The organism is Kutzneria viridogrisea DSM 43870 (genome assembly GCF_000525635.1).
In the GTDB taxonomy this organism is placed as follows: domain Bacteria; phylum Actinomycetota; class Actinomycetes; order Mycobacteriales; family Pseudonocardiaceae; genus Kutzneria; species Kutzneria viridogrisea.
This window is the reverse complement of sequence record NZ_CP007155.1, coordinates 6,026,450-6,045,973: the sequence shown is the minus strand read 5'-3', so window position 1 is coordinate 6,045,973 and position 19,524 is coordinate 6,026,450. Positions and strand designations below refer to the sequence as shown.

Annotated in this window: 22 protein-coding genes and 1 pseudogene; 4 read left to right on the top strand and 19 right to left on the bottom strand. The window is 68.9% G+C overall.

What is annotated here, in order from left to right:
- Window positions 1–202: 202 nt before the first annotated feature.
- Window positions 203–454: a hypothetical protein gene (locus KALB_RS26860; RefSeq protein WP_025358780.1), complete on the bottom strand. Its 252-nt coding sequence runs from the start codon at window positions 452–454 to the stop codon at window positions 203–205.
- Between the two features lie 140 nt (window positions 455–594).
- The gene (locus KALB_RS49945; RefSeq protein WP_268872220.1) at window positions 595–723 is read right to left on the bottom strand and encodes a hypothetical protein; all 129 of its coding nucleotides are present in this window, start codon (window positions 721–723) and stop codon (window positions 595–597) included.
- 127 nt (window positions 724–850) lie between these two features.
- Here KALB_RS49945 and KALB_RS26855 point away from each other — a divergent pair, with 127 nt between their 5' ends.
- On the top strand, window positions 851–1,774 hold the full coding sequence (locus KALB_RS26855) for a phosphotransferase family protein (protein ID WP_025358779.1): 924 nt from the start codon (window positions 851–853) through the stop codon (window positions 1,772–1,774).
- A 59-nt stretch (window positions 1,775–1,833) separates the two neighbouring features.
- Here KALB_RS26855 and KALB_RS50105 read toward each other — a convergent pair whose 3' ends face one another.
- Window positions 1,834–2,181 carry a GntR family transcriptional regulator gene (locus tag KALB_RS50105; protein WP_025358778.1) on the bottom strand — a complete coding sequence of 116 codons (348 nt, stop codon included), beginning with the start codon at window positions 2,179–2,181 and terminating at the stop codon, window positions 1,834–1,836.
- Window positions 2,182–2,433: 252 nt separating this feature from the next.
- Between KALB_RS50105 and KALB_RS50270 the strand changes: the two genes are divergently transcribed.
- Both KALB_RS50270 and KALB_RS49940 read left to right on the top strand, forming a co-directional pair.
- The gene (locus KALB_RS50270; RefSeq protein WP_081789970.1) at window positions 2,434–2,658 is read left to right on the top strand and encodes a tetratricopeptide repeat protein; all 225 of its coding nucleotides are present in this window, start codon (window positions 2,434–2,436) and stop codon (window positions 2,656–2,658) included.
- A gap of 13 nt (window positions 2,659–2,671) precedes the next feature.
- Window positions 2,672–2,797: a hypothetical protein gene (locus KALB_RS49940; RefSeq protein WP_268872219.1), complete on the top strand. Its 126-nt coding sequence runs from the start codon at window positions 2,672–2,674 to the stop codon at window positions 2,795–2,797.
- 505 nt (window positions 2,798–3,302) lie between these two features.
- Here KALB_RS49940 and KALB_RS26840 read toward each other — a convergent pair.
- A complete protein-coding gene (locus tag KALB_RS26840) occupies window positions 3,303–4,550 on the bottom strand; it encodes a phthiocerol/phthiodiolone dimycocerosyl transferase family protein (RefSeq protein ID WP_025358776.1) in 1,248 nt (415 codons plus the stop codon).
- Between the two features lie 366 nt (window positions 4,551–4,916).
- Here KALB_RS26840 and KALB_RS49430 point away from each other — a divergent pair, with 366 nt between their 5' ends.
- A complete protein-coding gene (locus tag KALB_RS49430; RefSeq protein WP_236650028.1) occupies window positions 4,917–5,996 on the top strand; it encodes an integrase core domain-containing protein in 1,080 nt (359 codons plus the stop codon).
- A 98-nt stretch (window positions 5,997–6,094) separates the two neighbouring features.
- Here KALB_RS49430 and KALB_RS26830 read toward each other — a convergent pair whose 3' ends face one another.
- From KALB_RS26830 to KALB_RS26765, 15 genes and pseudogenes are all read right to left on the bottom strand, one after another.
- Window positions 6,095–7,099, bottom strand: a complete 1,005-nt coding sequence (locus KALB_RS26830; protein ID WP_025358774.1) for a ribose-phosphate diphosphokinase — start codon at window positions 7,097–7,099, stop codon at window positions 6,095–6,097.
- A 99-nt stretch (window positions 7,100–7,198) separates the two neighbouring features.
- Complete coding sequence (locus tag KALB_RS26825; protein ID WP_025358773.1) at window positions 7,199–9,022, bottom strand: phosphoenolpyruvate carboxykinase (GTP); 1,824 nt, start codon at window positions 9,020–9,022, stop codon at window positions 7,199–7,201.
- A gap of 451 nt (window positions 9,023–9,473) precedes the next feature.
- Window positions 9,474–10,076, bottom strand: a complete 603-nt coding sequence (locus KALB_RS44295) for a hypothetical protein (protein WP_025358772.1) — start codon at window positions 10,074–10,076, stop codon at window positions 9,474–9,476.
- Entirely contained in the window at window positions 10,070–10,372 is a 303-nt protein-coding gene (locus tag KALB_RS26815; RefSeq protein ID WP_148309675.1) for a hypothetical protein, read from the bottom strand. Before KALB_RS26815 ends, KALB_RS44295 begins: the two co-directional genes overlap by 7 nt.
- A 149-nt stretch (window positions 10,373–10,521) precedes the next feature.
- Complete coding sequence (locus KALB_RS26810) at window positions 10,522–10,854, bottom strand: ArsR/SmtB family transcription factor (RefSeq protein ID WP_030109113.1); 333 nt, start codon at window positions 10,852–10,854, stop codon at window positions 10,522–10,524.
- The gene (locus KALB_RS26805; protein ID WP_030109112.1) at window positions 10,854–11,066 is read right to left on the bottom strand and encodes a hypothetical protein; all 213 of its coding nucleotides are present in this window, start codon (window positions 11,064–11,066) and stop codon (window positions 10,854–10,856) included. Before KALB_RS26805 ends, KALB_RS26810 begins: the two co-directional genes overlap by 1 nt.
- 127 nt (window positions 11,067–11,193) lie before the next feature.
- Entirely contained in the window at window positions 11,194–11,649 is a 456-nt protein-coding gene (locus KALB_RS26800) for a universal stress protein (RefSeq protein WP_236650392.1), read from the bottom strand.
- Window positions 11,650–11,685: 36 nt separating this feature from the next.
- Window positions 11,686–12,081 (bottom strand): annotated as a pseudogene (locus KALB_RS49425) (universal stress protein); the annotation flags it as partial.
- Between the two features lie 31 nt (window positions 12,082–12,112).
- Window positions 12,113–13,624: a hydrogenase large subunit gene (locus tag KALB_RS26795; RefSeq protein WP_025358768.1), complete on the bottom strand. Its 1,512-nt coding sequence runs from the start codon at window positions 13,622–13,624 to the stop codon at window positions 12,113–12,115.
- Window positions 13,621–15,099 carry a proton-conducting transporter transmembrane domain-containing protein gene (locus KALB_RS26790; protein WP_025358767.1) on the bottom strand — a complete coding sequence of 493 codons (1,479 nt, stop codon included), beginning with the start codon at window positions 15,097–15,099 and terminating at the stop codon, window positions 13,621–13,623. Before KALB_RS26790 ends, KALB_RS26795 begins: the two co-directional genes overlap by 4 nt.
- Window positions 15,099–15,761 (bottom strand): hypothetical protein, encoded by a 663-nt coding sequence (locus KALB_RS26785; RefSeq protein ID WP_025358766.1) that lies wholly within the window; start codon window positions 15,759–15,761, stop codon window positions 15,099–15,101. The genes KALB_RS26790 and KALB_RS26785 overlap by 1 nt, the downstream gene beginning before the upstream one ends.
- Before the next feature lie 42 nt (window positions 15,762–15,803).
- Window positions 15,804–16,751, bottom strand: coding sequence for a respiratory chain complex I subunit 1 family protein (locus KALB_RS26780; RefSeq protein WP_025358765.1), 948 nt, complete (start codon window positions 16,749–16,751; stop codon window positions 15,804–15,806).
- Complete coding sequence (locus tag KALB_RS26775; protein ID WP_025358764.1) at window positions 16,748–17,026, bottom strand: hypothetical protein; 279 nt, start codon at window positions 17,024–17,026, stop codon at window positions 16,748–16,750. Before KALB_RS26775 ends, KALB_RS26780 begins: the two co-directional genes overlap by 4 nt.
- On the bottom strand, window positions 17,023–19,041 hold the full coding sequence (locus KALB_RS26770) for a proton-conducting transporter transmembrane domain-containing protein (RefSeq protein ID WP_025358763.1): 2,019 nt from the start codon (window positions 19,039–19,041) through the stop codon (window positions 17,023–17,025). Before KALB_RS26770 ends, KALB_RS26775 begins: the two co-directional genes overlap by 4 nt.
- Window positions 19,038–19,523, bottom strand: coding sequence for an NADH-quinone oxidoreductase subunit B family protein (locus tag KALB_RS26765; RefSeq protein WP_030110860.1), 486 nt, complete (start codon window positions 19,521–19,523; stop codon window positions 19,038–19,040). The genes KALB_RS26770 and KALB_RS26765 overlap by 4 nt, the downstream gene beginning before the upstream one ends.
- Window position 19,524: the final 1 nt, after the last annotated feature.

Here is a 19,524-nt window from a genome sequence, read left to right as displayed (position 1 = left end):
TAACCAGCCGAGCATCCCACAACCCACCTCCACGCACGTGGAGACCACCGGCATGAGGGGGCGTTTGGCAACGCATACGCCCGGCCCCAGCTGCAACGTCTGACTGGGCTTGATTGCGGCGGCGAGTTTTGGCCCCACCTGGCTCGCGTGATCACGATTCGTGGGAGTGAGTTTTGGCCCCACTTGTCGATCCTCGTTCGAGTCAGGTGCTGTGTCCGCGGCTGCGGCGGTGGAGGTGGTTGGCGCTGAACTGGAGACCGTCCAGGAAGGCTTCGAGACCGGCGACGGGGTGGTGGTCATGGCTAGCGAGGAAGCGTCGGAGCTCTTCCCAAGCCGTTGGGCTGGTGTGAAAGAACTGCCAGGAGAGGGTGAGCAACTCGGCGGTGATCTCGTCGTGGCTGGGCCCGAAGTCCGCGTCCTCGGGCGGCAGGTCGCTGGGCTGGTAGGCAGGCATCGGGAACAGTCAGGTTGGTGGGGTGGCGTGCTGGGTGCGGGTATGGGCCAGCCGGTAGGAGTCGGTGCCGGTTTCGATGATGTTCCCTGTCAAGTGAACGTGTCGGATTGCTGTCATGGTTCGCGCGTGCTGCTGTCCGGCTAGACCACGTAGCGCCACTTCATAGCCGGAATCCGTCCCTCGTCGGTGTGCATGAACATGTCGACCCAGGCTTGTCCGACGAACACGGGCCGAGTGAGGTTGATGTCGCCGCCGTGCTGGGTGCGCATGATCAGCCCTAAGGCGTGTTTGGTGAGTGGTCGGGTTGTGGCCGTTCGTCGGCGTGGCGGTGATCGTGAGCATGCATCGTGGGAAAGTCCGGTGCATCGATGAACTGCCAGCCCCTAGCATGCGTGGGTGAACCTTTCGCATCTCGGCTCGCCGATCGGGCCGATGATCCGCGTCCACGGCGGGTTCGCCAACCGGATGTACCGGCTCGACACCGACCAAGGGTCGTTCGCGGTGAAGGAGTTGAATCTCGTCGACCGCCGCTGGACCTATCGCGTCGAGGACGTGTTCAGGTTTGAGCGGGCGGCCTTCGCCGCCGGCATCCCGATGCCAGAGCCGATCTCGGCCAGCCACGACACGCTCGTTCACCGATGGGTCGAGGGAGAAAAGGTGCCAGAAGCACCGGTGTCGGCGGCGTACGCGTGTGAGATCGGTGAGATCCTCGCGCGCATCCACGCGCTCGACGTCGCGTGGACCCACGTGTCGATCGAGGAACCGACGTCACGGGACTGGCCCGAGCTCGCCGCGCGGGCGGCGGCGACCGGACAGCCGTGGGCTGACGAACTCGCCTCTCACGTCGAGACGTTCCTCGCGATTGCCCACTTCGTCGACACCTGCGAACGGCCAGGCCCCATCGTGCTGACCCATAGGGACATCCAACCGTGGAACCTGCTGGCTCGAGAGGGTCGGCCGGTGGTGCTCGACTGGGAGCTCTCGGGGATGCTCGACCTGTCCAGTGAGCTCGGCTCGACCGCGCTGAGCCTCGCGAAGGGACCTGGCTTCGACGACATCAAGCCCGCCATCTTCCGCTCGGTCCTCGACGGCTATGTCGAGGGGGGCGGAGCGTTGCCGGCGTCAGGTCCAAGCTGGTTTGTGTTCATGATCGGCGGCTGGCTGGGGCACACGAGGTGGAACATTCTCCGGTGCCTGGCCGGTGTTGAGACGAGCACCGGCCCTGACCTCGCGCTGTCGCACGAGGCCGTGCGCAACGGCGTGCGCGGCCTCCCCGACCTGTTCGGCCGACTTCCGGAGCTCGAGGTGCTGCTCGTGTGACAGTGACCCGCGTCGTGGCCCCGTCGTGCGAGAGGGTGAGTGACGTGGTCGTAGCGCGGTCACGGTCCCGCCGGGATCGGCCAGCGTTTCCCGGAGCTGTTCGTTTTCCAAGGTGAGCTGGTTGACGGCCCGGACGAGCGCCGGGACGTCAGTTTCGCAGTGTGCCGCTGCTTGCGCGGCGCGTCCAGATCCGCACGCAGCGTCGCATCGATCACCGGTTTGAACGGATCCAGCCGCGACTTCCGCGGCGGCAGCTTCTTCCGCGGCCGCGGAAACGCCGACGACAGCGCCTCCCGCACCGTGCGGCGATGCACGCCGTACTTGCGCGCCAACGCCCGAACCGACAGGCCCTCGATCCTCGAGTCCCGCCGGATCGCGGCGAACAACTCGACCTTGCTCTGAGGCATGCCACTCCCTCACGACAAGCAGCACGCATCCTCCTCCGACGAGCGGCTCTGTCCCCACAATCGCGCGTCGTTTCTTCGTCAATGACGACAGCGCGTCGCTGGCACCATGTCCCAGCCAGACAGCCCCTGTCGGGGGCCAGAACTCCCCGGAACCAACCTCGTGATCAAGCCCGTGGGGCCAGAACTCAAGAGGTCGTAGGGCGGGGCCAGAACTCACTCCCATAACCAACACACCACCTCGGCCAGCAGTCCCTGGCCAGCGCCCACTACCAGCGGGCCATCTCCCGGTGGCGGGAACTCGGCGACCGCCCATCTGAAGGCCGGACGCTCACTGATCTCGGCGACATCCATCTCGCCGCCGGCAACCGGCCTGCCGCCCGTGATGCCTGGCAGCGAGCCCTGACGATCTTCGAGGAACTCGGCGGCCGCCCCGACGCCGACAAAGTCCGTGCCAAACTCGACCAGTCGCCAGCATGAGCAGGCGCGCACGGTGTGGCGAAATGCCCTGGAGCCGTACCAGCAGCAGGGGCGTGACGAGGACACCGACCGGGTGCAGCGGCAACTCGACGAACTCGACAACCCGAGCGGCGCCAGCGATGGGCTGCACGACCGCTGACCTGGCCGGTGTCGGGCGAGGAAATGCCACGGATTTGAGACTGATCATGGGTGGTACGACCGCGAGTCCGCCGAGAAAGCCCTGGTCAGTGAAGATCTACATGTCAGCGGCGGTGGGATCCTACAGATGTTGTAGGATCTCGAAACTGACTTCATCTTCTCACTGCCGACTTCATCTCGACCTCATTTATGAAGTGCGGTTGAGACGACTACAGTCGGGGTGGAGTTGGTCCTGGGCCGTTTGGGTGGTGCGGTCGACATGCCGTCGCGGCGTTGCACCAGCGTGTCTGTCCGGTGGGACCGTGTTCTTTGCCAACAGCTACTCGGTAGTGAGGAGTGCTCGTGGCGAGTGCGGCCGACCCAGTGTTGCCGGTGGTCAACTTCCGATGCTCAGGTACCCGCTCGGAACAGGCCCGTCCATGGGACGTGGTCGAACTCGATGCCTTGAGCATGGCCTTGCTGTAGCGGCCTTTCCGCTGGTCCATGGGACAGAGTCGTGCCGGACTTCACTCACTAGTCACGGAGGCAGTGGGCTCCGCGAGGTCGTTCAGGGTCGTTGACACCCTGGTGGCGAGGTCGTTGATCTGGGAGTCGATGAACCAGGCCCTGCTGTAGGCGAGATTGATGTCGAGACGCTGCCGGTATCGGCTGACGACCGCGAAGATCATCGGTAGATGGCCGAGAGGGGCCAGGCGCACACCGGTGACGTCCAGTCCGTCGGGCAAGACAGGCTCAGCGATGGCACCCACGTCGGTGATGACGAGGGTGGGCGGGTGCTGGTCGATCATGTACTCGAAGGTGGCCAGTTCCATGGCGGCGGCGCCGGAGTCCACCGCAGCGTGCAGCTGGCTGGCGAGCTCGCGTGCAACATCCACCGGCGTAGCGGCCGAGTCGACCTCCAACCGGATCGAGGTCGTAGTCGCCGCCGACTGGAGTACCTCAGGCGGGATCGGGGGTTGCAGCCGGCGGCGCATGTCTACGGCCGTGGTGCACAGCATCCGCACCGTTCCGGTCGCCGGTTCCAGAAACGTTCGCAGACTCGTCAGCAGGGCTGCGGAGACCAGTGCGTTGCGGGAGAGAGAGGCGTCGTGGGCGTACTGGGCCAGGTTTGCGCTCCGGTCGGCGTCGACCTCGACGGCAATGGTCCGGAACGTCTGGTCGGCGCCGGGCATGCCGTTCACCGACGCTAGTGGTGGCAGGACCGCTGGGACCGCGTCGGCGTCCGACTGTGCTCGTTGCGCTACGAAGTCGTGGAGCTGCTGCTGTGAGAAGCGAGCGGCCAGCAGGTCGTCCAACGCCGGTCCCAGTACGGGTTCGACGACCTCGACGGGCACTGGTTCGTTCGCGAGCAGCGCGGCGTAGATGGCCCAGAACCGGCGGTGCAGCGCCAGATAGCTCATGCCATCGACGAAGGCGCGCGGCAGGGTCATCACCACGCGAGTACGGGTGGGTTCACGGAGCAGGGTGATTCGCAGCAAGGGGCCAGGCGTCCAGGTGAGAGCGGCGTTGATCTCCTCCTCGTAGCTGGTGCCGTGATCGAGTGCCACGTGCGCTGGCCGGTCATTCACCACGATCTGGGGACGGCCATCCTTGGTGGAGAACGTCCCCGCTAGCAGCGGGTAGCAGGTCTGCAGATGCGTCAGCGCGGCTACGACGGTCTGCTCGTTGAGATCGCCGTCAACCTCGCTACACAGCACGACTCGCACATCGCCGGCTAACACAGCCGCCTCATGCGGGGCGAGGAAACGCTCCATCGCAGCCTCCAACATGTACGGACATGGAGATCACCTCCGTGACCGTATCCGGGATCGTTGAGGAGGTGTGCGGGTCACTTGTGCAGTCCTACCTTTGCCGGATCAAGACCACTCGGTCAGACGTTCAGGCCAGGGTTGGTTCAAACGCACTGTCACGCCGCGATGAGCACGTTCGTAGTGCTGGCGAAGCTACCGCTTCGCTGCCGAGTCATCATCACCACTCCCCAGGTCACTGCCGAGAAATGCCGTGAAAATGAGACTGATCTTGGGTGACGTCGGCATGAGACAACCGAAAGGACCTGTCGGGTTCCAGAAGTCAGCCTGCGTCTGTGAGTTGCGATGATCGGTGCTCTCCGGCAGCGGGGCATGATCGTGGATGTGTCGTTGCGCCTGCCGTATCTGATCTTTATCCGGTTTCTCGGCTGGCTGTTGTTGTTCGGTCGCAGCTCGGCGTCCAAAGACGTCGAACTGCTTGTCTTGCGCCACGAGGTCGCTGTACTGCGCAGGGCCACCCCGAAGCCCCACCTGGATTGGGCCGACCGGGCGGTCCTCGCCGCGCTGACCCGACTGTTACCCACGGTGCTACGCAGGCACCGGTTGGTCACACCGGGCACGATCTTGCGTTGGCACCGCCGGCTGGTGGCCAAGAAGTGGACCTATCCGAACCGGTCTGGTCGACCACCCGTCGATGACACCATCGCAGCGTTGATCGTCCGGATGGCCAACGAAAATCAAACCTGGGGCTATCGGAGAATCCAGGGTGAGCTACTCAAGCTCGGCCATCGCGTGGGCGCGTCGACGATCCGCAGGATACTCACGCGGTGTCGGATACCGCCAGCACCATCCCGGTACACCGATACGACATGGCGACAGTTCCTCCGTACGCAGGCCTCGACCATGCTGGCCGTGGACTTCTTCCACGTCGACTGCGCGGTAACGCTCAAACGGATCTATGTCTTCTTCGTCCTGGAAGTGGGCAGCCGCTACGTGCACATCCTCGGTATGGTGACGAACCCCGATGGGGCATGGACCACGCAGCAGGCCCGCAATCTTCTGATGGACCTCGGCGATCGCGCGGCCCATTTCCGATTTCTCATCCGTGACCGAGCCGACCAGTTCACCGCATCGTTCGACGCTGTCCTGGCTGACGCGGGCATCCAAGTAGTGAAAATTCCCCCTCGTTGCCCGAGGGCGAACTACTTCGCCGAGAGATTCGTGCTCACGGCCAGAACCGAACTCACCGACCGCATGTTGGTCTTCGGTGAACGACACTTGCGAACCGTCCTCGCTGAGTACGCAGCGCACTACAACGGCCGGCGACCTCATCGGGGTCGCCAGCTCAGCCCTCCCCGGTCGCAGCAACCCACACCGAACCTCAACCACGAGCGGATCAAGCGCCGACAGGTCCTGGGAGGTCTCATCAACGAATACGAGCGCGCAGCGTGAAACACCAGGTCAGTCCACGCGGCCAAGTTCTGGAACCCCACACGCTCCGTCGACAGTACGCGGAAGCCGCGTTTCCCTTTATCTGGTGCGGGGCGGTGTCAGGCGTGGCCGTCGAACAAGCTGGTGACCGAGCCGTCGTCGAAGACCTCGTGGATGGCCCTGGCCAGCAGCGGCGCGATGGACAGCACGGTCAGTTGCGGGCAGTGGGGGTCCTCGGGGATGGGCAGGGTGTCGGTGAGGACGACCTCACCCACCCCGCAGGCGGCCAGGCGCGCGGTGGCGCCGTGGGAGAGCACGCCGTGGGTAGCAGTGGCGATGACCTCGGTGGCGCCCGTGGCGAGCAGGGCCCGGGTCGCGTCGGCGACGGTGTGGCCGGTGTCGATCATGTCGTCGACGACCACGCACAACCGGCCCGTGACCTCGCCGACGACGCGGTTCGTGGTGGTGGCGTCGGGGTGTCGCGGGTCTCGGGTCTTGTGGAGGAAGGCGATCGGGGTGCCGCCGAGGTGGTCGGCCCATTTCTCGGCGAGCCGGACGCGGCCAGCATCGGGTGCGACGACGGTGATGTCCCGGCCCCGGTAATGGGGCTGGATGTGGTCGGCGAGCAGGGTGTGCGCGAGCAGGTGGTCCACGGGGCCGTCGAAGAAGCCTTGGATCTGGGCGGCGTGCAGGTCGACGGTCATGACCCGGTCGGCGCCCGCGGTACGTACGAGGTCGGCGACCAGCCGTGCGGTGACCGGCTCGCGGCCTCGGTGCTTGTGGTCCTGGCGGGCGTAGGGGTAGCAGGGCATGACCACGGTGATGCGTTTGGCGCTGGCCCGTTTCAGGGCGTCCACCATGATCAGCTGTTCCAGCAGCCACTGGTCGATCGGGGCGGCGGTGGCGTGCAGGACGAAGGCGTCGCAGCCGCGGACGGATTCGGCGAAGCGGACGAAGACCTCTCCGTTGGCGAACTCGTAGGCAGACTGCGGGGTGAGGCGGACACCCAGGTGGGCCGCGACGCTGTCGGCCAACGCGGGATGGGCTCGGCCGGCGAACAGCCGCAGCCGCTTGGTGACCGTCCCCGTGCGAGTCCGGGTTGGGGCCAGGTCGGTCAACGCCATCGGGTCGATCCTCACGTGCCTGCCGCGCCCAGGGCGCGGGCGTTTCGGGCTGCTGGCGGGGCCAGGGGAGTGGACCCCGCCAGCAGCATGGGACCGGCCTTAGGCCAGCCGCTCGGTGAGGGCGTACAGTTCTTCGCGCAGCGTGGCGGGCAGCTTGTCGCCGATCGTGTCGAACCACTCCTCGATGAGCGGGAGTTCAGCACGCCACTGCGCCTCGTCGACCTTCAGCGTGGCCCGGACGTCCTCGATCGGGGTGTCCAGTCCAGTCAGGTCGAGAGCAGCGGTGGTGGGCACGTAGCCGATAGGGGTCGCCACCGCGGAGGCGGTGCCCTCGATGCGTTCGATGGCCCACTTGAGGATCCGGGAGTTCTCGCCGAAGCCGGGCCACAGGAAGCGGCCCTCCTCGCCGCGGCGGAACCAGTTGACGTGGAAGATCTTCGGCAGCTTGTCGGCGTCGGAGTGCTTGCCCATGGTGATCCAGTGCTGCAGGTAGTCCCCGGCGTGGTAGCCGATGAACGGCAGCATCGCCATCGGGTCACGGCGCACCACGCCGACCTTGCCCACGGCGGCGGTGGTGGTCTCGCTGGACAGCGTGGCACCCAGGAACACACCGTGTTCCCAACCACGGGACTCGGTGATCAGCGGCACCGTGTCGGCGCGCCGGCCACCGAAGAGGATCGCCGAGAGCGGCACGCCGTTCGGGTCGTCGAATTCCGGGGCGGTGATGGGGCACTGGGTGATCGGGGTGCGGTAACGGGAGTTGGGGTGCGCGGCCGGTTCTCCGGAGGCCGGGGTCCAGTCCTGCTTCTTCCACGACGTCAGGTGCGCGGGGGGTTCGCCCATACCCTCCCACCAGATGTCGCCGTCGTCAGTGAGCGCGACGTTGGTGAACAGGGTGTTGCCCCGCTCGACGGTGCGCATCGCGTTGGGGTTGGTGTGCCAGTCGGTGCCCGGTGCGACGCCGAAGAATCCGAACTCCGGGTTGACCGCGTAGAGCCGGCTGTCCTCACCGAAGCGCATCCAGGCGATGTCGTCGCCCAGGGTCTCGACCTTCCAGCCCTCGATGGTCGGCTCCAGCATCGCCAGGTTGGTCTTGCCGCAGGCCGACGGGAACGCGGCGGCGATGTAGTGGACCTTCTGCTGCGGGGAGGTGAGTTTAAGGATGAGCATGTGCTCGGCCAGCCAGCCCTCCTCGCGGGCCATCACCGAGGCGATGCGCAGCGAGTAGCACTTCTTGCCCAGCAGGGAGTTGCCGCCGTAGCCGGAGCCGTAGCTCCAGATCATCCGCTCCTCGGGGAAGTGACTGATGTACTTGGTGTTGTCACACGGCCACGGCACGTCCTGCTGACCGGGGGCCAGCGGGGCGCCCACCGAGTGCAGGCACGGGACGAAGTCACGCTCGGTGCCCTCGTCGTCGAGGAAGGCGGCCAACGCCTGCGAGCCCATGCGGGTCATCACCCGCATCGACACCGCCACATAGGCCGAGTCGGTGATTTCCACGCCCAGCTTGGGATCCTCGGCCCCCAGCGGGCCCATGCAGAACGGGACCACGTACATGGTGCGGCCCCGCATGGCGCCCCGGAACTGCTCGGTCATGATGATCTTCATGTCGACCGGGTCCATCCAATTGTTGGTGGGTCCGGCATCGGCGCGCTCGCGGGAGCAGATGAACGTGCGTTCCTCGACCCGCGCGACGTCTGCGGGGTCGGAGGCGCACCAGAAGGAGTTCGGCTTCGCCGTAAGCCGGACCAGCGTGCCGGCCTCAACCAACCGCGTGGTGAGCCGGTCCCATTCCCCCTGCGAGCCGTCGCACCACACCACCTGCTCTGGTGTGGTCAGCTCGGCCACCTCCCGCACCCAGGCCAGCAGCCGCCGGTGGGTGGTGGGTGCCCGGTCCAGGCCGGGGATGGGTGCCGTGGTCATCCTGCCGCTCCTCACGGGTGCGTCAGCACCGCTGACGCGAAGTCATTGACAATCTGAATGCGTGGAGGGTACTGCTTCCGAATCGATGCCGTGCGGCGACACAATGTGTCTTTCGGCTCACCGCATCGACCGAAGAGGTGTGTGCGAAAATCAATTTAAGGACAAAATCCAGCGGCCCGCGGCGTGGCGCTGTCCGCGGGGTGATCGCCGCTCACGCATGGGGGTTCCGCACTGCCGCTGACGCGCCCGTGATGTCCCCTGTCTGGGGAAACGCGGCTCTGGAGGTGTGGACGGTGACTGCCGGATCACCGCGCTGCGGCTATCCGCACCCACGGATGCATGTCAGGCATGAATAGCGGCCTCGTGGGCCCCGTGGTTACGACTGTGCGTGTCGACTCGGGTGACTCCCTTCTGTTGGCGTTCATTGTTGAGGGTGTCGAAAAATGAGTGGCTAACGATGGTTTCGGGGGTGCTGGAGTGTGTGAGTCGCCGCGTGGGCGATGTTGTCGGTGACTGCGGGATCGGTGAGGTCGGGCAGGAGTCGGCCTGGCGGCGTGGAGGCGGCCAGCGCGAGGGCGCACACGCGGTAGAGGGCGACATCCAGGACGGGTTCGGGGGTCTGCACGAGGGCGGTGAGCAGACCCGGCAGGGCGAGCAGGTGGCTGGCGGGGTTGTCGGGCGCGATCACGGTCCGGCGGGAGTGCTCGGCGACCTCAGCCAGTTCCCGCGTCCCGCCGAGCAGGTCAACGACGGCATCGGCGCCGCGTGCCACGTGGTACAGGGGAAAGGCGTGGGCGTCGGCCTTGTTCCAGGACACGATGTCGCCGACGCCGACGGCGATCAGCAGCGCGCACAGCCCCGGCATGCGCTCGGTGCCGGCGATCACCACTGTGCTGGCCGAGGGCGTGCGGTCGGCGCGGGTCACCGCGGTCAGCACGGCGGCGGTCAGGGCGATGGCGGTGGTGTCCTGGTCGGTGACCACGGGCAGGCCGCCCACCGCGTGCAGGGCCTGCTGGGCGGCGCGTGCCAGTGCGGGGGCGGTGTGGGTCAGCACGATCGCCCCGATGTCGACGGCAGACCGCGCAGGCTCACGGCGAGGTGGTCGGCGTCGGTAGCGGTCACCGTCAGCGGGTGCGCGGGCAGTCCGGTGAGATCGTGGATCAGCCTCGCGTAGTCGGCCAGAACCGGGTGCACCGACTCCGGCTCCACGGCGCGGCCCCGGTGTCGCAGCCCGCTGCCGTCGCTGACCACCGCCACCGCACCGGCCACCCGCTCCGGGCGTGCGCGCCGGGCAGGGGCCACGGTAGAGCGCTGGGCGGGCACCGGGGTTTGCGCGCCGCCGGCGGTCACGCCGATTCTCCCGCGGGCCGCGGGCGCGCCAGTCCTGGCCGGGCCTGGTGGGTGCGGGCCGCGGCGCACAGGTTCTTCCTTCGCGAGGGCACCGGCGCCTTCGGGCCGGTCGTGGGCGGTGTATCGGACGGTGCCGAGGTCGGCGAGGGTCACGAGGCGCGCTCCACCCGCAGTTCGGCCAGCAGTTCTTCCTGACCGGTGGCCAGGTGGGCCAGAATCCGCCGTGCGGTCGCCATCAGTTCGGCGACCTCGCCGGTGCTCAGTGCGTACTCCACGGTGTTGCCGTCGCGGCGGGCGGTGACCAGTCCGGCGCCGCGCAGGATGCCCAGTTGCTGGGACAGTCGGGATCCCTCGATGGGGATCTCGGCCAGCAGTCGGTGCACCGGTTTGGGGCTGTCGTAGAGCAGTTCCAGCACCCGGATCCGCACCGGGTTGCCCAAGGCGCGGAACAGCTCGGTCTTGGCCTGGTAGAGGGGCACCATCACGCGCAGTTCGCGGTGGCGGCGGCCAACGCGGCCTCGGGTACCCAGCCGGTGGTGTCCACCCCGTTGCTGGCGGCCCGGTCGAGCAGGTCCATCAGGCGGGCGCTGTGCAGATGGACCTCGAAGGGGTGGCCGGCCTCCTGGGCGGCCGTCAGGTGGCGCTGGGTGGTCTCGATGTTCTCGCGCAGAACGGTCGCGAACTGGCTCATCATCTCCACATCCCCGCAAGGCATCCACCGAACAACGACCTAATGATCTACGCACTTAAAGAATTTCGCAAGTGTGGAGTTGCGCGAAATGTGTCACGTTCGGGGGTGGAGGAGGCGGTGCGGACGGCGGCTACCGGTCGCCGTGCGGTCGTGCCGGCAGGCTCACCTCATGTCCCGTGCGCACCACCAGCAGCGGGCAACGCGCCTGATGCAGCAGTACGCGAGGAACCGACCCCAACACCAGACCGCTGATCCTGCTCCGGCCACGGCAGCCGACCACGATCAACTGGGCGATACGGTCGTAGTCGAGCAACTGGCGGGTCGCGCGCCTCGTGGCGATCATGCGCGTCACCCGCACACCCGGATACCCGCGCTGCCAGTCGGCCAGCCACCCCGTGAGCAGCTGGTCCTGCTCGTCCTGCAGCTGCGCCCAGTCCCGGCCCATCGCCGCGGCGAACTCGACGTCCCCGCCCAGGGGATGCCAGGCGTGCACCGCGATCAGGGGCTCAGCGCGGGCCGATGCCTGGTCGAAGGCGTGCCCGACGGCGATGTCGCTCAGTGGCGAACCGGTGACTCCGACCGCCACGGGGCCGCTGTCCACCGGTTGTTCGCGCACCACCACCGCCGGGCAGTGGCCGCCGGTGGCCACCGCGAGCGCGGTGGATCCCAGTAACAGGCCAGGGAACCCGCCGCGTCCGCGGGCGCCCACGACCACGAGACAGGCCGTGTCGGATTCTCCCAGCAGCACGGTGGCGGGGTCGGCCCGGCACGTATGGAGATCCAACTCCACGGCGGGCGCCCTACGGGAGGCGACCTCGGCGGCCTCACACAGCTACCCCCATGCCCGATCGCCTGGGGGCTCGTGTGCCGAGGTGGTGTGGCCGCACGGGTCGTCCGGCGGCGTCTGGGCGTACACCAGACGCAGCGGCACCTGACGGCGGGCCGCTTCGCCGGCGGCCCACCGCACCGCGTACAGCGCGGTCGTGGAGCCATCCACGCCCACGACGACCGGCAGCATGGTCCGTTGCGGAATGTCATCTCGGGGGCGGCTACAGGTCGTTGCCGGCGTAGGACAGGTTGAAACTCTTGTTGACCAGCGGGAAGTCCGGGACGATCGTGTCCGCGAGGGCGACGGGCAGTGCCGGCCAGTTGAAGAAGCTCGGGTCGACGATCTTCACGCGGGTCAGCCTGCCGTCGGCGGCCAGCTCGACGCGGTGCGTGATCGTGCCACGCCACCCCTCGACGATCCCCACCCCGGACCGGGGGTGCCCAACGCCCGGTGCCGGCGCGGCGCCCCCGAGGTAGCCGCCGAGGCTCCCGGACAGCGCGGCGATCAGTCCCACCGAGGCCGTGATCTCCTCGGCCCGGACAAGGAAGCGCGACAACACATCACCGTCGGTGTGGGTGTGCCGGGTGCGGGGGAACTCCGAGCTGAGGAACGGGTGATCGTAGCGGGCGTCCACGCTCAGGCCGCTGGCACGGGCGACGTAGCCGAGGGTGCCGAGGTCCACGGCTTGCTCCCGGGTGAGCACGGCGGTGCCGGCGAACCGGTCACGCACCATGCTGTGGTCCAGCGCCAGCGCGACGATCTCGGCGATGTCGGTGGCGATGGCCGCCAGCTCGCGCAGGTCGGGGAGTTGCCGGATGGTGGCGCCGCCGGGGTGGATCGCGCCGCGCAGCAGCCGGTGCCCGGTGACGGTGTCGTTGATCCGCAGGAGTTGTTCCCGGATCCGCTGGGCGTGGGCGTGCAGGATACCGTGGCCGACGTCGTTGCACAGCGCGCCGATGTCGGTGACGTGGTTGTACAGCCGTTCCAGCTCGCGCAGGATCGCCCGGATCCGCTGGACGTCCTGTGGCACCAACAAAGTGTGGGCGTCCTCGACCGCCTGGCAGAACGCCAGGGTGTGCCCGACCGCGGTGTCGCCGCTGATCCGTTCGGCCAACTCGACCGCGCCCTCCGGGCTGCGGCCGTGGAACAGCTTCTCGATGCCCTTGTGCACGAACCACAGGCGGGCCTTGAGGTTGAGGATGGTCTCGCCGACCACGGAGAACCGGAAGTGCCCTGGCTCGATCATCCCGGCGTGCACCGGGCCGACCGGGATCTCGTAGACGCCGGGGCCCTCGACGGTGCGGAACGGGTAGGGGCCGTCCACGTCGCCGAACTCGGGCGGCTCGCCCGCGTCGGCGAGCATCGGATACCAGCCCCGGGGCCAGTGAAAGTGCCGGACCAGCCGCCGGGGCAGTGGGTGCTCGTCGGGGACGATGCCGTACAAGTCACGCATCTCCCGTTCAAAGCGCCCGGCGGGAAAGGAGATCCCGGCCAGACTCGGCACGTGCGGGTCCGCGCGGTCCACGGGCACGTGCAGTTCGACCCGATGGTCGGTGGCCGCGTCGGTGAACAGGTACACCGCGCGCAGTCCATCGCCGTCGTCGTGGCCGGCGACCAGCGCCAGCCGGGAACCGGCCGCCAGCAAGGACCCTGCGCGGCCGGGCAGCTCGGCCGGCGTGAGCGTCTGAGCGGTGCGGCGGTGGCCGACCGGCTCGCCGAAGTTGGTGGTCATCGCGTCCCCGTGAGAATCTCGGCGGCCAAGTGCAGCAGAGCGGACAGCGGCCCGGCGCTCACCCCGATCGCGGCGCACACCACCAGCCCGGCAACCAGCGCGGTCCCCGCCGTCACCGGCAGGCGCGGCACCGCGGTGGCGGCACCGGGCCCTTCCGGCGGGCTCCCCAGCAGCATCCGGCTGGTGTGGGCGATCAGGGCGGCGGCGATCACCAGGACCACGAGCAGCGCGGCGGCGGTGACCGGGCCCAGTCCGGACGCGAAGCCGGCGCGGGCGATGCCCAGTTCGCTGGCGAACACGCTGAACGGGGGCAACCCGATCAACGCCAGCACCCCGAACCCGACACACCCGGCCAGCAGCGGCTGGCGCGCGGCCAGGCCCCGAACCCGCTCAATGTGGCTGGTGCCGGTGGTCTGCAGGATCCGGCCCGCCGACAGGAACAGCACGCCCTTGGCCAGCCCGTGGCCCAACACGTGCAGCAGCGCCGCGGCCATCGCCAGCGGGCCGCCGACCGCGGCGGCCAACGCGAGCAACCCCATGTGCTCGATGCTGGAATACGCCAGCATCCGCTTGTAATCACGCTGCGCCAACAACAGCGAGGCGGCCAGCAGGAGCGAGGCCAGCGCCATGATCACCAACAGGATGCGGGTGAAGCCGGTGCCCAGCGCGGCATCGGCGATCACCTTCACCCGTAGCACCGCGTAGAAGGCGACGGACAGCAGTACCCCGGACATCAGCGCGGACACCGGTGCGGGGGCCTGGCTGTGCGCGTCGGGCAGCCAGGCGTGCAGCGGCGCCAACCCGGCCTTGGTGCCGAACCCGATCACCAGCAGCGCCACCGCGATCCGGGTCACGCCGGGATCCAGGGTGTGCGCGCTGGCCACCAGCCCGGCCCAGTCCAGCCCGGCGGTGGCCGGGGTGTGCTGGGCGGCGTAGTTGAGCAGGATCGTGCCCAGCAGCGCCAACGCGATGCCGGTGGAGCAGATCACCACGTACTTCCAGGCCGCCTCGACCGCGGACCGGGTACGGCGTTGCCCGACCAGGAACGCGGTCACGATGGTGGTCGCCTCGACGGCGATCCACAGCACCCCGAGGTCGGCCGCGGACACGGCCAGGGCCATCGCGGCCAGGAACAGCTGCACGAGCACGCTGTGCCGGGCGGCGGTACGCGCGGTCGCGCGGCCAGCGTCGATCTCGGCGCGCAGGTGCGCGGGGGTGGCGGCGGTGGCCAGCAGCGCCACCGCGCCGATCACGATCAGCATGAACGCCGAGAGCGCGTCGACCCGCAGCAGCCCCGCGATGGCGGTGCGTGGGCCGGCGGCGACCTCCACGGCGATCAGGATCGCGGCGGCCAGCACACCGGCCGCGCTGGCGGCACTGACCCAGGCCGTGGCCGGCCGCCACCCGAACACCAGGTAGACCAGCGCCCCGAGCACCGGCAACGCGACCGGGACGAGCAGGAACAGGGTGGTCATCAGTCGTGCAACTCCCGCAACTCGTCCAGATCCGCCTCGCCGAAGGTCTCCCGCATCCGAGTGGTCAGGATCTGCAACACCAGCACCGCCAACAGCACATCCAGTGACACACCGAGCTCGACGAGCAGCCCGATCCCGGAGGTGGTCAGGAACCCGATCGCGGTGATGCCGTTGTCCAACAACAGGAATCCGACCAGCTGCGAGAGCGCGCGGCGACGGGTGACCAGCACGAAGAACCCGATCAGCACCACCGTCAGCCCCACCGGGACGGCGTGCGTCGCCGGTGCTGGCGCGAGCGCGACCAGCGGCTGGGCGACGGCGTAGGCCAGCAGGGCCAGCACGGCGGCGGCTAGCAGCGAGGCGGCGACGTTGACCAGCGGCCGGGTCTCCCGCAGCGCCGGCCCCGCGCCGACCAGTGCCCGGTACAGCAACCAGGGCAGCACCCCGGCGCGCAACACCAGCAGCCCGACCGCCACCGCACCCAGCTCGACTGAGCTCTCGCGCGCGGCCAGCACCCCGACCAGCGCGGCCAGTGCGACCCCCTGCAGCGCGAACACCCGGATGATCACCGCAAGCTCCCGGCGCCACAGCACCAGTACCGCGGTCAGCAGCAGACCGCCGCAGGCCAGGTCCAGCAGTTGCGTGTAGGTCGTGTCACTCACGGCGGGACCAGTCGCATCCAGACACTCGGGGATCCTTCCTTGTCAGGCCAAAAAGAACGAGGCGGCGACGGCGAGCAGCGCGAGCAGGAACGAGCCGGCGAGCAGTTCGGGCACCCGGAACAGGCGCAGCTTGGCCAGGAACACCTCGCCGACCGCGAGCACCGCGCCCAGCAGGGTCACCTTCAGCGCGAACGCGAGCACCCCGCCGAGCACGGCCAGCGCAGTGGCCGTGGTGGCGATGCCCCAGGGCAGGAACAGGTTGGCCAGCAGACCGAGGAACACGGTCAGTCGCATCGCCGAAGCCAGTTCGACCAGGGCCAGGTCGGGTCCGGCGTACTCCAGCACCATGGCCTCGTGCACCATGGTCAGCTCCAGGTGGGTGGCCGGGTTGTCCACCGGCAGCCGCCCGGTTTCCGCGACGATCACCACGATCAGCGCCACCGCGGCCAGCAGACTGACCGGGGAGATCACCCGCGCCGGATCGTGCAGCGTCGACGCGACGATCGAGGCCAGGTTGGTCGATCCCACCCGCACCGACAGCGCGAAGATCGCCACCAGCAGGGTGGGCTCGACCAGCGCGATGATGGTCATTTCCCGGCTGGCGCCCATGCCGCCGAACGCGGTGCCGGTGTCCAGTCCGGCCAGTGCCACCGCGACGGTGCCCAGCGCGAGCAGGGCGACCACCGCGAACAGGTCGGCCACCGGGTCCAGTGCGGAGTCGGTGGTCACGAACGGCACGACCACCGCGACCACCAGCGTGGTGGCCACCAAAACCAGGGGGGCGAGCCGGAACACCTCACTGGTGCCACGCGGGGTGATCGCTTCCTTGCGCAGCAGCTTGCGCAGGTCCCGCCAGGGCTGGCCGACACCGGGACCGGCTCGGCCTTCCAGTCGCGCCCGAACCTGCCGCATCACACCGACCAACAGCGGAGCCCCGGCAGCGACCAGCAGTGGTTGCAGCACGCCGCCGACCACACCCAGCGCGCTCATCGGGTCTCCTGCTGCTCGATGTGATCGGCGGCGGCCAGCAGCGCGGCGGCCACGGCGCGGGTGGTCCTCGGAGTGAACCGCAGCACGGCCTGGGTGCCCTCGGTGGCCAGTGCCCGCGCGTCGAGCACGACCTGCCGGTCGGCGGGCCGACTGACCACGGTCACGCCGTCGCTGTGGCCGTCCAGGAATGTCCAGATCGGGCCGGACGGCAGCCTCTCGTCGGGTACGGGCAGCAGCACGATCACGGCGGGTTCACGGGTGTCGGGTGCGTTCATCGGATCACCGTCAACACGACGAGCACCGCGATCAGGGTATAGAAGCCGTAGCCGAGATAGCGGTGCACGCTGCCGGTGGCCAATCGTCGTCCCACCTGGCCCCAGCCACTGACCAGCGTCAGGACCGGTTGGTAGAGGCGGCGCTCGATCCGGTCGGGCACCCGACGCCGGTACTCCACGGCCGCCACCAGGTAGCTGGACTCGCGGGTGTGCGTGACGTCCACGTCGGTCTCCGGTTCCAGCACGTCGTCGAACACTCGTTGCAGGGGTTCGGCGAACGAGGTCGCCGTGTATTCCATGCGCGCCGACAACGGTCCGGCCCCGCAGTCCCACAACCGCGCCGTCCGACGGGCCCGGCGGCTCGCGACCAGCCGCAGCGCCCCGAACAGCAGCATGATCGTGACCAGTAGGGCGATGGCCAGCATCACCGGTGACAGCGAGCCGGCGACGCCGGACAGCCGCACCGTCACCGCGTCGGCCACGGCGGGATCCGGCGCGGACACCGTGCGGGCGGCCACCGACCCGACCCCCGGCAGCACCGAGGTCGGTGCCAACGCCAACACGATCGAGGCAGCACCCGCCATACCCATCCCGATCAGCATGCTGACCGGGCTCTCCTTTGCCTGCTCGGCCCCGGCGCCACGGGGGCGAGCCAGGAATCCGACACCGAAGGCCTTGACGAAGCTGGCCACCGCCAACCCGGCGGTCAGGGCCACCGCGGCCACCGCCACGGGCATCACGATCGCCGTGGTCACCCCGGCGGTGGGCAACCCGTGGATCAGTGCTTGCAGCAGCAGCCACTCGCTGACGAACGCCGTGCCCGGCGGCAACGCCGAGGCGGCCAGCGCGCCGAGCCCGAACGCGGCCGTGGTGAGCGGCATCGACCGGCGTAGCCCGCCCAACTCGTCCAGATCCCGGCTTCCTGTGCCGTGCAGCACCGATCCGGCCGACAGGAACAACAGGGTCTTGAACGCGGCGTGGTTGATCACGTGCAGCAGCGCGGCGGCCAGAGAGAGCCCGGCCAGCACGGTGTTCCCGGCTGCGGCGAACATGCCGGCCGCGCCGACCCCGACCAGCACCAGCCCCATGTTCTCGGTGGTGGAGTAGCCCAGCAGCCGTTTGAGGTCGGTGCTCATCGCCGCCTGAAGGATCGCGTAGACCGCCGACGCCGCCCCGAGCACCAGTACCAGCAGCCACCACCAGCGGGAGCCGCCGCCGAGCAGGTCGAAGCCGACTCGAGCGATCCCGTACACGCCCATGTTGACCATCGCCGCCGACATCAGGGCCGACACGTGGCTGGGCGCCTCCGGGTGCGCGCGCGGCAACCAGGCGTGCAGCGGCAGGATTCCGGCCTTGGACGCGAACCCCACCAGGGTCACCACGAACACCAGGTCGGCGACGCCGGGCGGCAGGTGCCGGGCGGCCTCCCGCAATTGTGCGAAGGAGTCACCGTCGGCGTTGCCGACCAGCACCAGCAGCCCAATCAGGATCGCCACCAACCCCAGGTGCGTCATCACCGCGTACCAACGCCCGGCGACCGCGACCTCGGGACGCCGCTTGTGCTCGGCGAGCACCAGCAGCAGCGACCACAGCGCCATCAGCTCCCAGCACACCAGGAACGTGCCCACGCTGGCCACAACGGGAACCAGCAGCATCGCCACCACGAACAGCGGAAGCACCGCCTGCACCAAGCGCCCGTCCAGGCCGTGACGGGCGTAGCCGATCCCGTAGACACCCGCCGCAACCACGACCGCACCGGTGACGGCCAGAAACACCCCGCCTAAGGGGTCCAACGCGACCGTGATACCGGACAGCGGCAGCAGTGCCGGCATGGTGAGGGAGAAGGTCTGGCCGCCGATCGCGCCGATCCCGGACGCCACCCCGGCCGCGCCGCAGACCGCTGTCCCGGTGCCGACCACGGCCGTCCGCACCCGATGCGGCACCAGGAGTGCCGCGAGCGCGGACAGCAGGCCGACGGCCACGGCCGTGCCGAGGCCCGATTGTGCGAGGTTCATCGTCCGGTCAGCACCCTGACCGCCTCGACGATCGCCTCCGGGCGGGGCGGGCAACCGGTGATCTCCAGGTCGACCGGGACCACGTCACGCACCGCACCGGCCACCCCGTAGGCCCCGGCGAACACGCCGCAGTCGCGGGCGCAGTCGCCGACCGCGACCACCAGCTTCGGCGCGGGAACCGCCTCGTAGGTACGCCGTAACGGTTCGGCCATGTTCCGGGTGACCGGGCCGGTCACCAACAGAGCGTCGGCGTGTCGCGGAGAGGCCACCAGGCGGGCGCCGTAACGCTCGGCGTCGTACACCGGCCCGAACGCGGAGGCGATCTCCACCTCGCAGCCGTTGCAGGAGCCGGCATCCAGATGCCGGAACTGAACCGAGCCACCCAGACCCGCCGCGACAGCCGGCTGCTCATCGGCCGGTGGCGGCGGCGCCGGTTCGGCCACCCGCCCAGCGCGGCGGATCTTGCGCCACAACCTCAGCATG

What these genes read in the sequence shown, in the direction of transcription:
- KALB_RS26860 (WP_025358780.1), bottom strand. Translation starts at nt 454, where the DNA reads ATGCCTGCCTACCAGCCCAGCGACCTGCCGCCCGAGGACGCGGACTTC.
- KALB_RS49945 (WP_268872220.1), bottom strand. Translation starts at nt 723, where the DNA reads ATGCGCACCCAGCACGGCGGCGACATCAACCTCACTCGGCCCGTGTTC.
- KALB_RS50105 (WP_025358778.1), bottom strand. Translation starts at nt 2,181, where the DNA reads ATGCCTCAGAGCAAGGTCGAGTTGTTCGCCGCGATCCGGCGGGACTCG.
- KALB_RS26840 (WP_025358776.1), bottom strand. Translation starts at nt 4,550, where the DNA reads ATGGAGCGTTTCCTCGCCCCGCATGAGGCGGCTGTGTTAGCCGGCGAT.
- KALB_RS49430 (WP_236650028.1), top strand. Translation starts at nt 4,917, where the DNA reads ATGATCGTGGATGTGTCGTTGCGCCTGCCGTATCTGATCTTTATCCGG.
- KALB_RS26830 (WP_025358774.1), bottom strand. Translation starts at nt 7,099, where the DNA reads ATGGCGTTGACCGACCTGGCCCCAACCCGGACTCGCACGGGGACGGTC.
- KALB_RS26825 (WP_025358773.1), bottom strand. Translation starts at nt 9,022, where the DNA reads ATGACCACGGCACCCATCCCCGGCCTGGACCGGGCACCCACCACCCAC.
- KALB_RS26810 (WP_030109113.1), bottom strand. Translation starts at nt 10,854, where the DNA reads ATGGTGCCCCTCTACCAGGCCAAGACCGAGCTGTTCCGCGCCTTGGGC.
- KALB_RS26805 (WP_030109112.1), bottom strand. Translation starts at nt 11,066, where the DNA reads ATGATGAGCCAGTTCGCGACCGTTCTGCGCGAGAACATCGAGACCACC.
- KALB_RS26795 (WP_025358768.1), bottom strand. Translation starts at nt 13,624, where the DNA reads ATGACCACCAACTTCGGCGAGCCGGTCGGCCACCGCCGCACCGCTCAG.
- KALB_RS26790 (WP_025358767.1), bottom strand. Translation starts at nt 15,099, where the DNA reads ATGACCACCCTGTTCCTGCTCGTCCCGGTCGCGTTGCCGGTGCTCGGG.
- KALB_RS26780 (WP_025358765.1), bottom strand. Translation starts at nt 16,751, where the DNA reads ATGAGCGCGCTGGGTGTGGTCGGCGGCGTGCTGCAACCACTGCTGGTC.
- KALB_RS26775 (WP_025358764.1), bottom strand. Translation starts at nt 17,026, where the DNA reads ATGAACGCACCCGACACCCGTGAACCCGCCGTGATCGTGCTGCTGCCC.
- KALB_RS26770 (WP_025358763.1), bottom strand. Translation starts at nt 19,041, where the DNA reads ATGAACCTCGCACAATCGGGCCTCGGCACGGCCGTGGCCGTCGGCCTG.
- KALB_RS26765 (WP_030110860.1), bottom strand. Translation starts at nt 19,523, where the DNA reads ATGCTGAGGTTGTGGCGCAAGATCCGCCGCGCTGGGCGGGTGGCCGAA.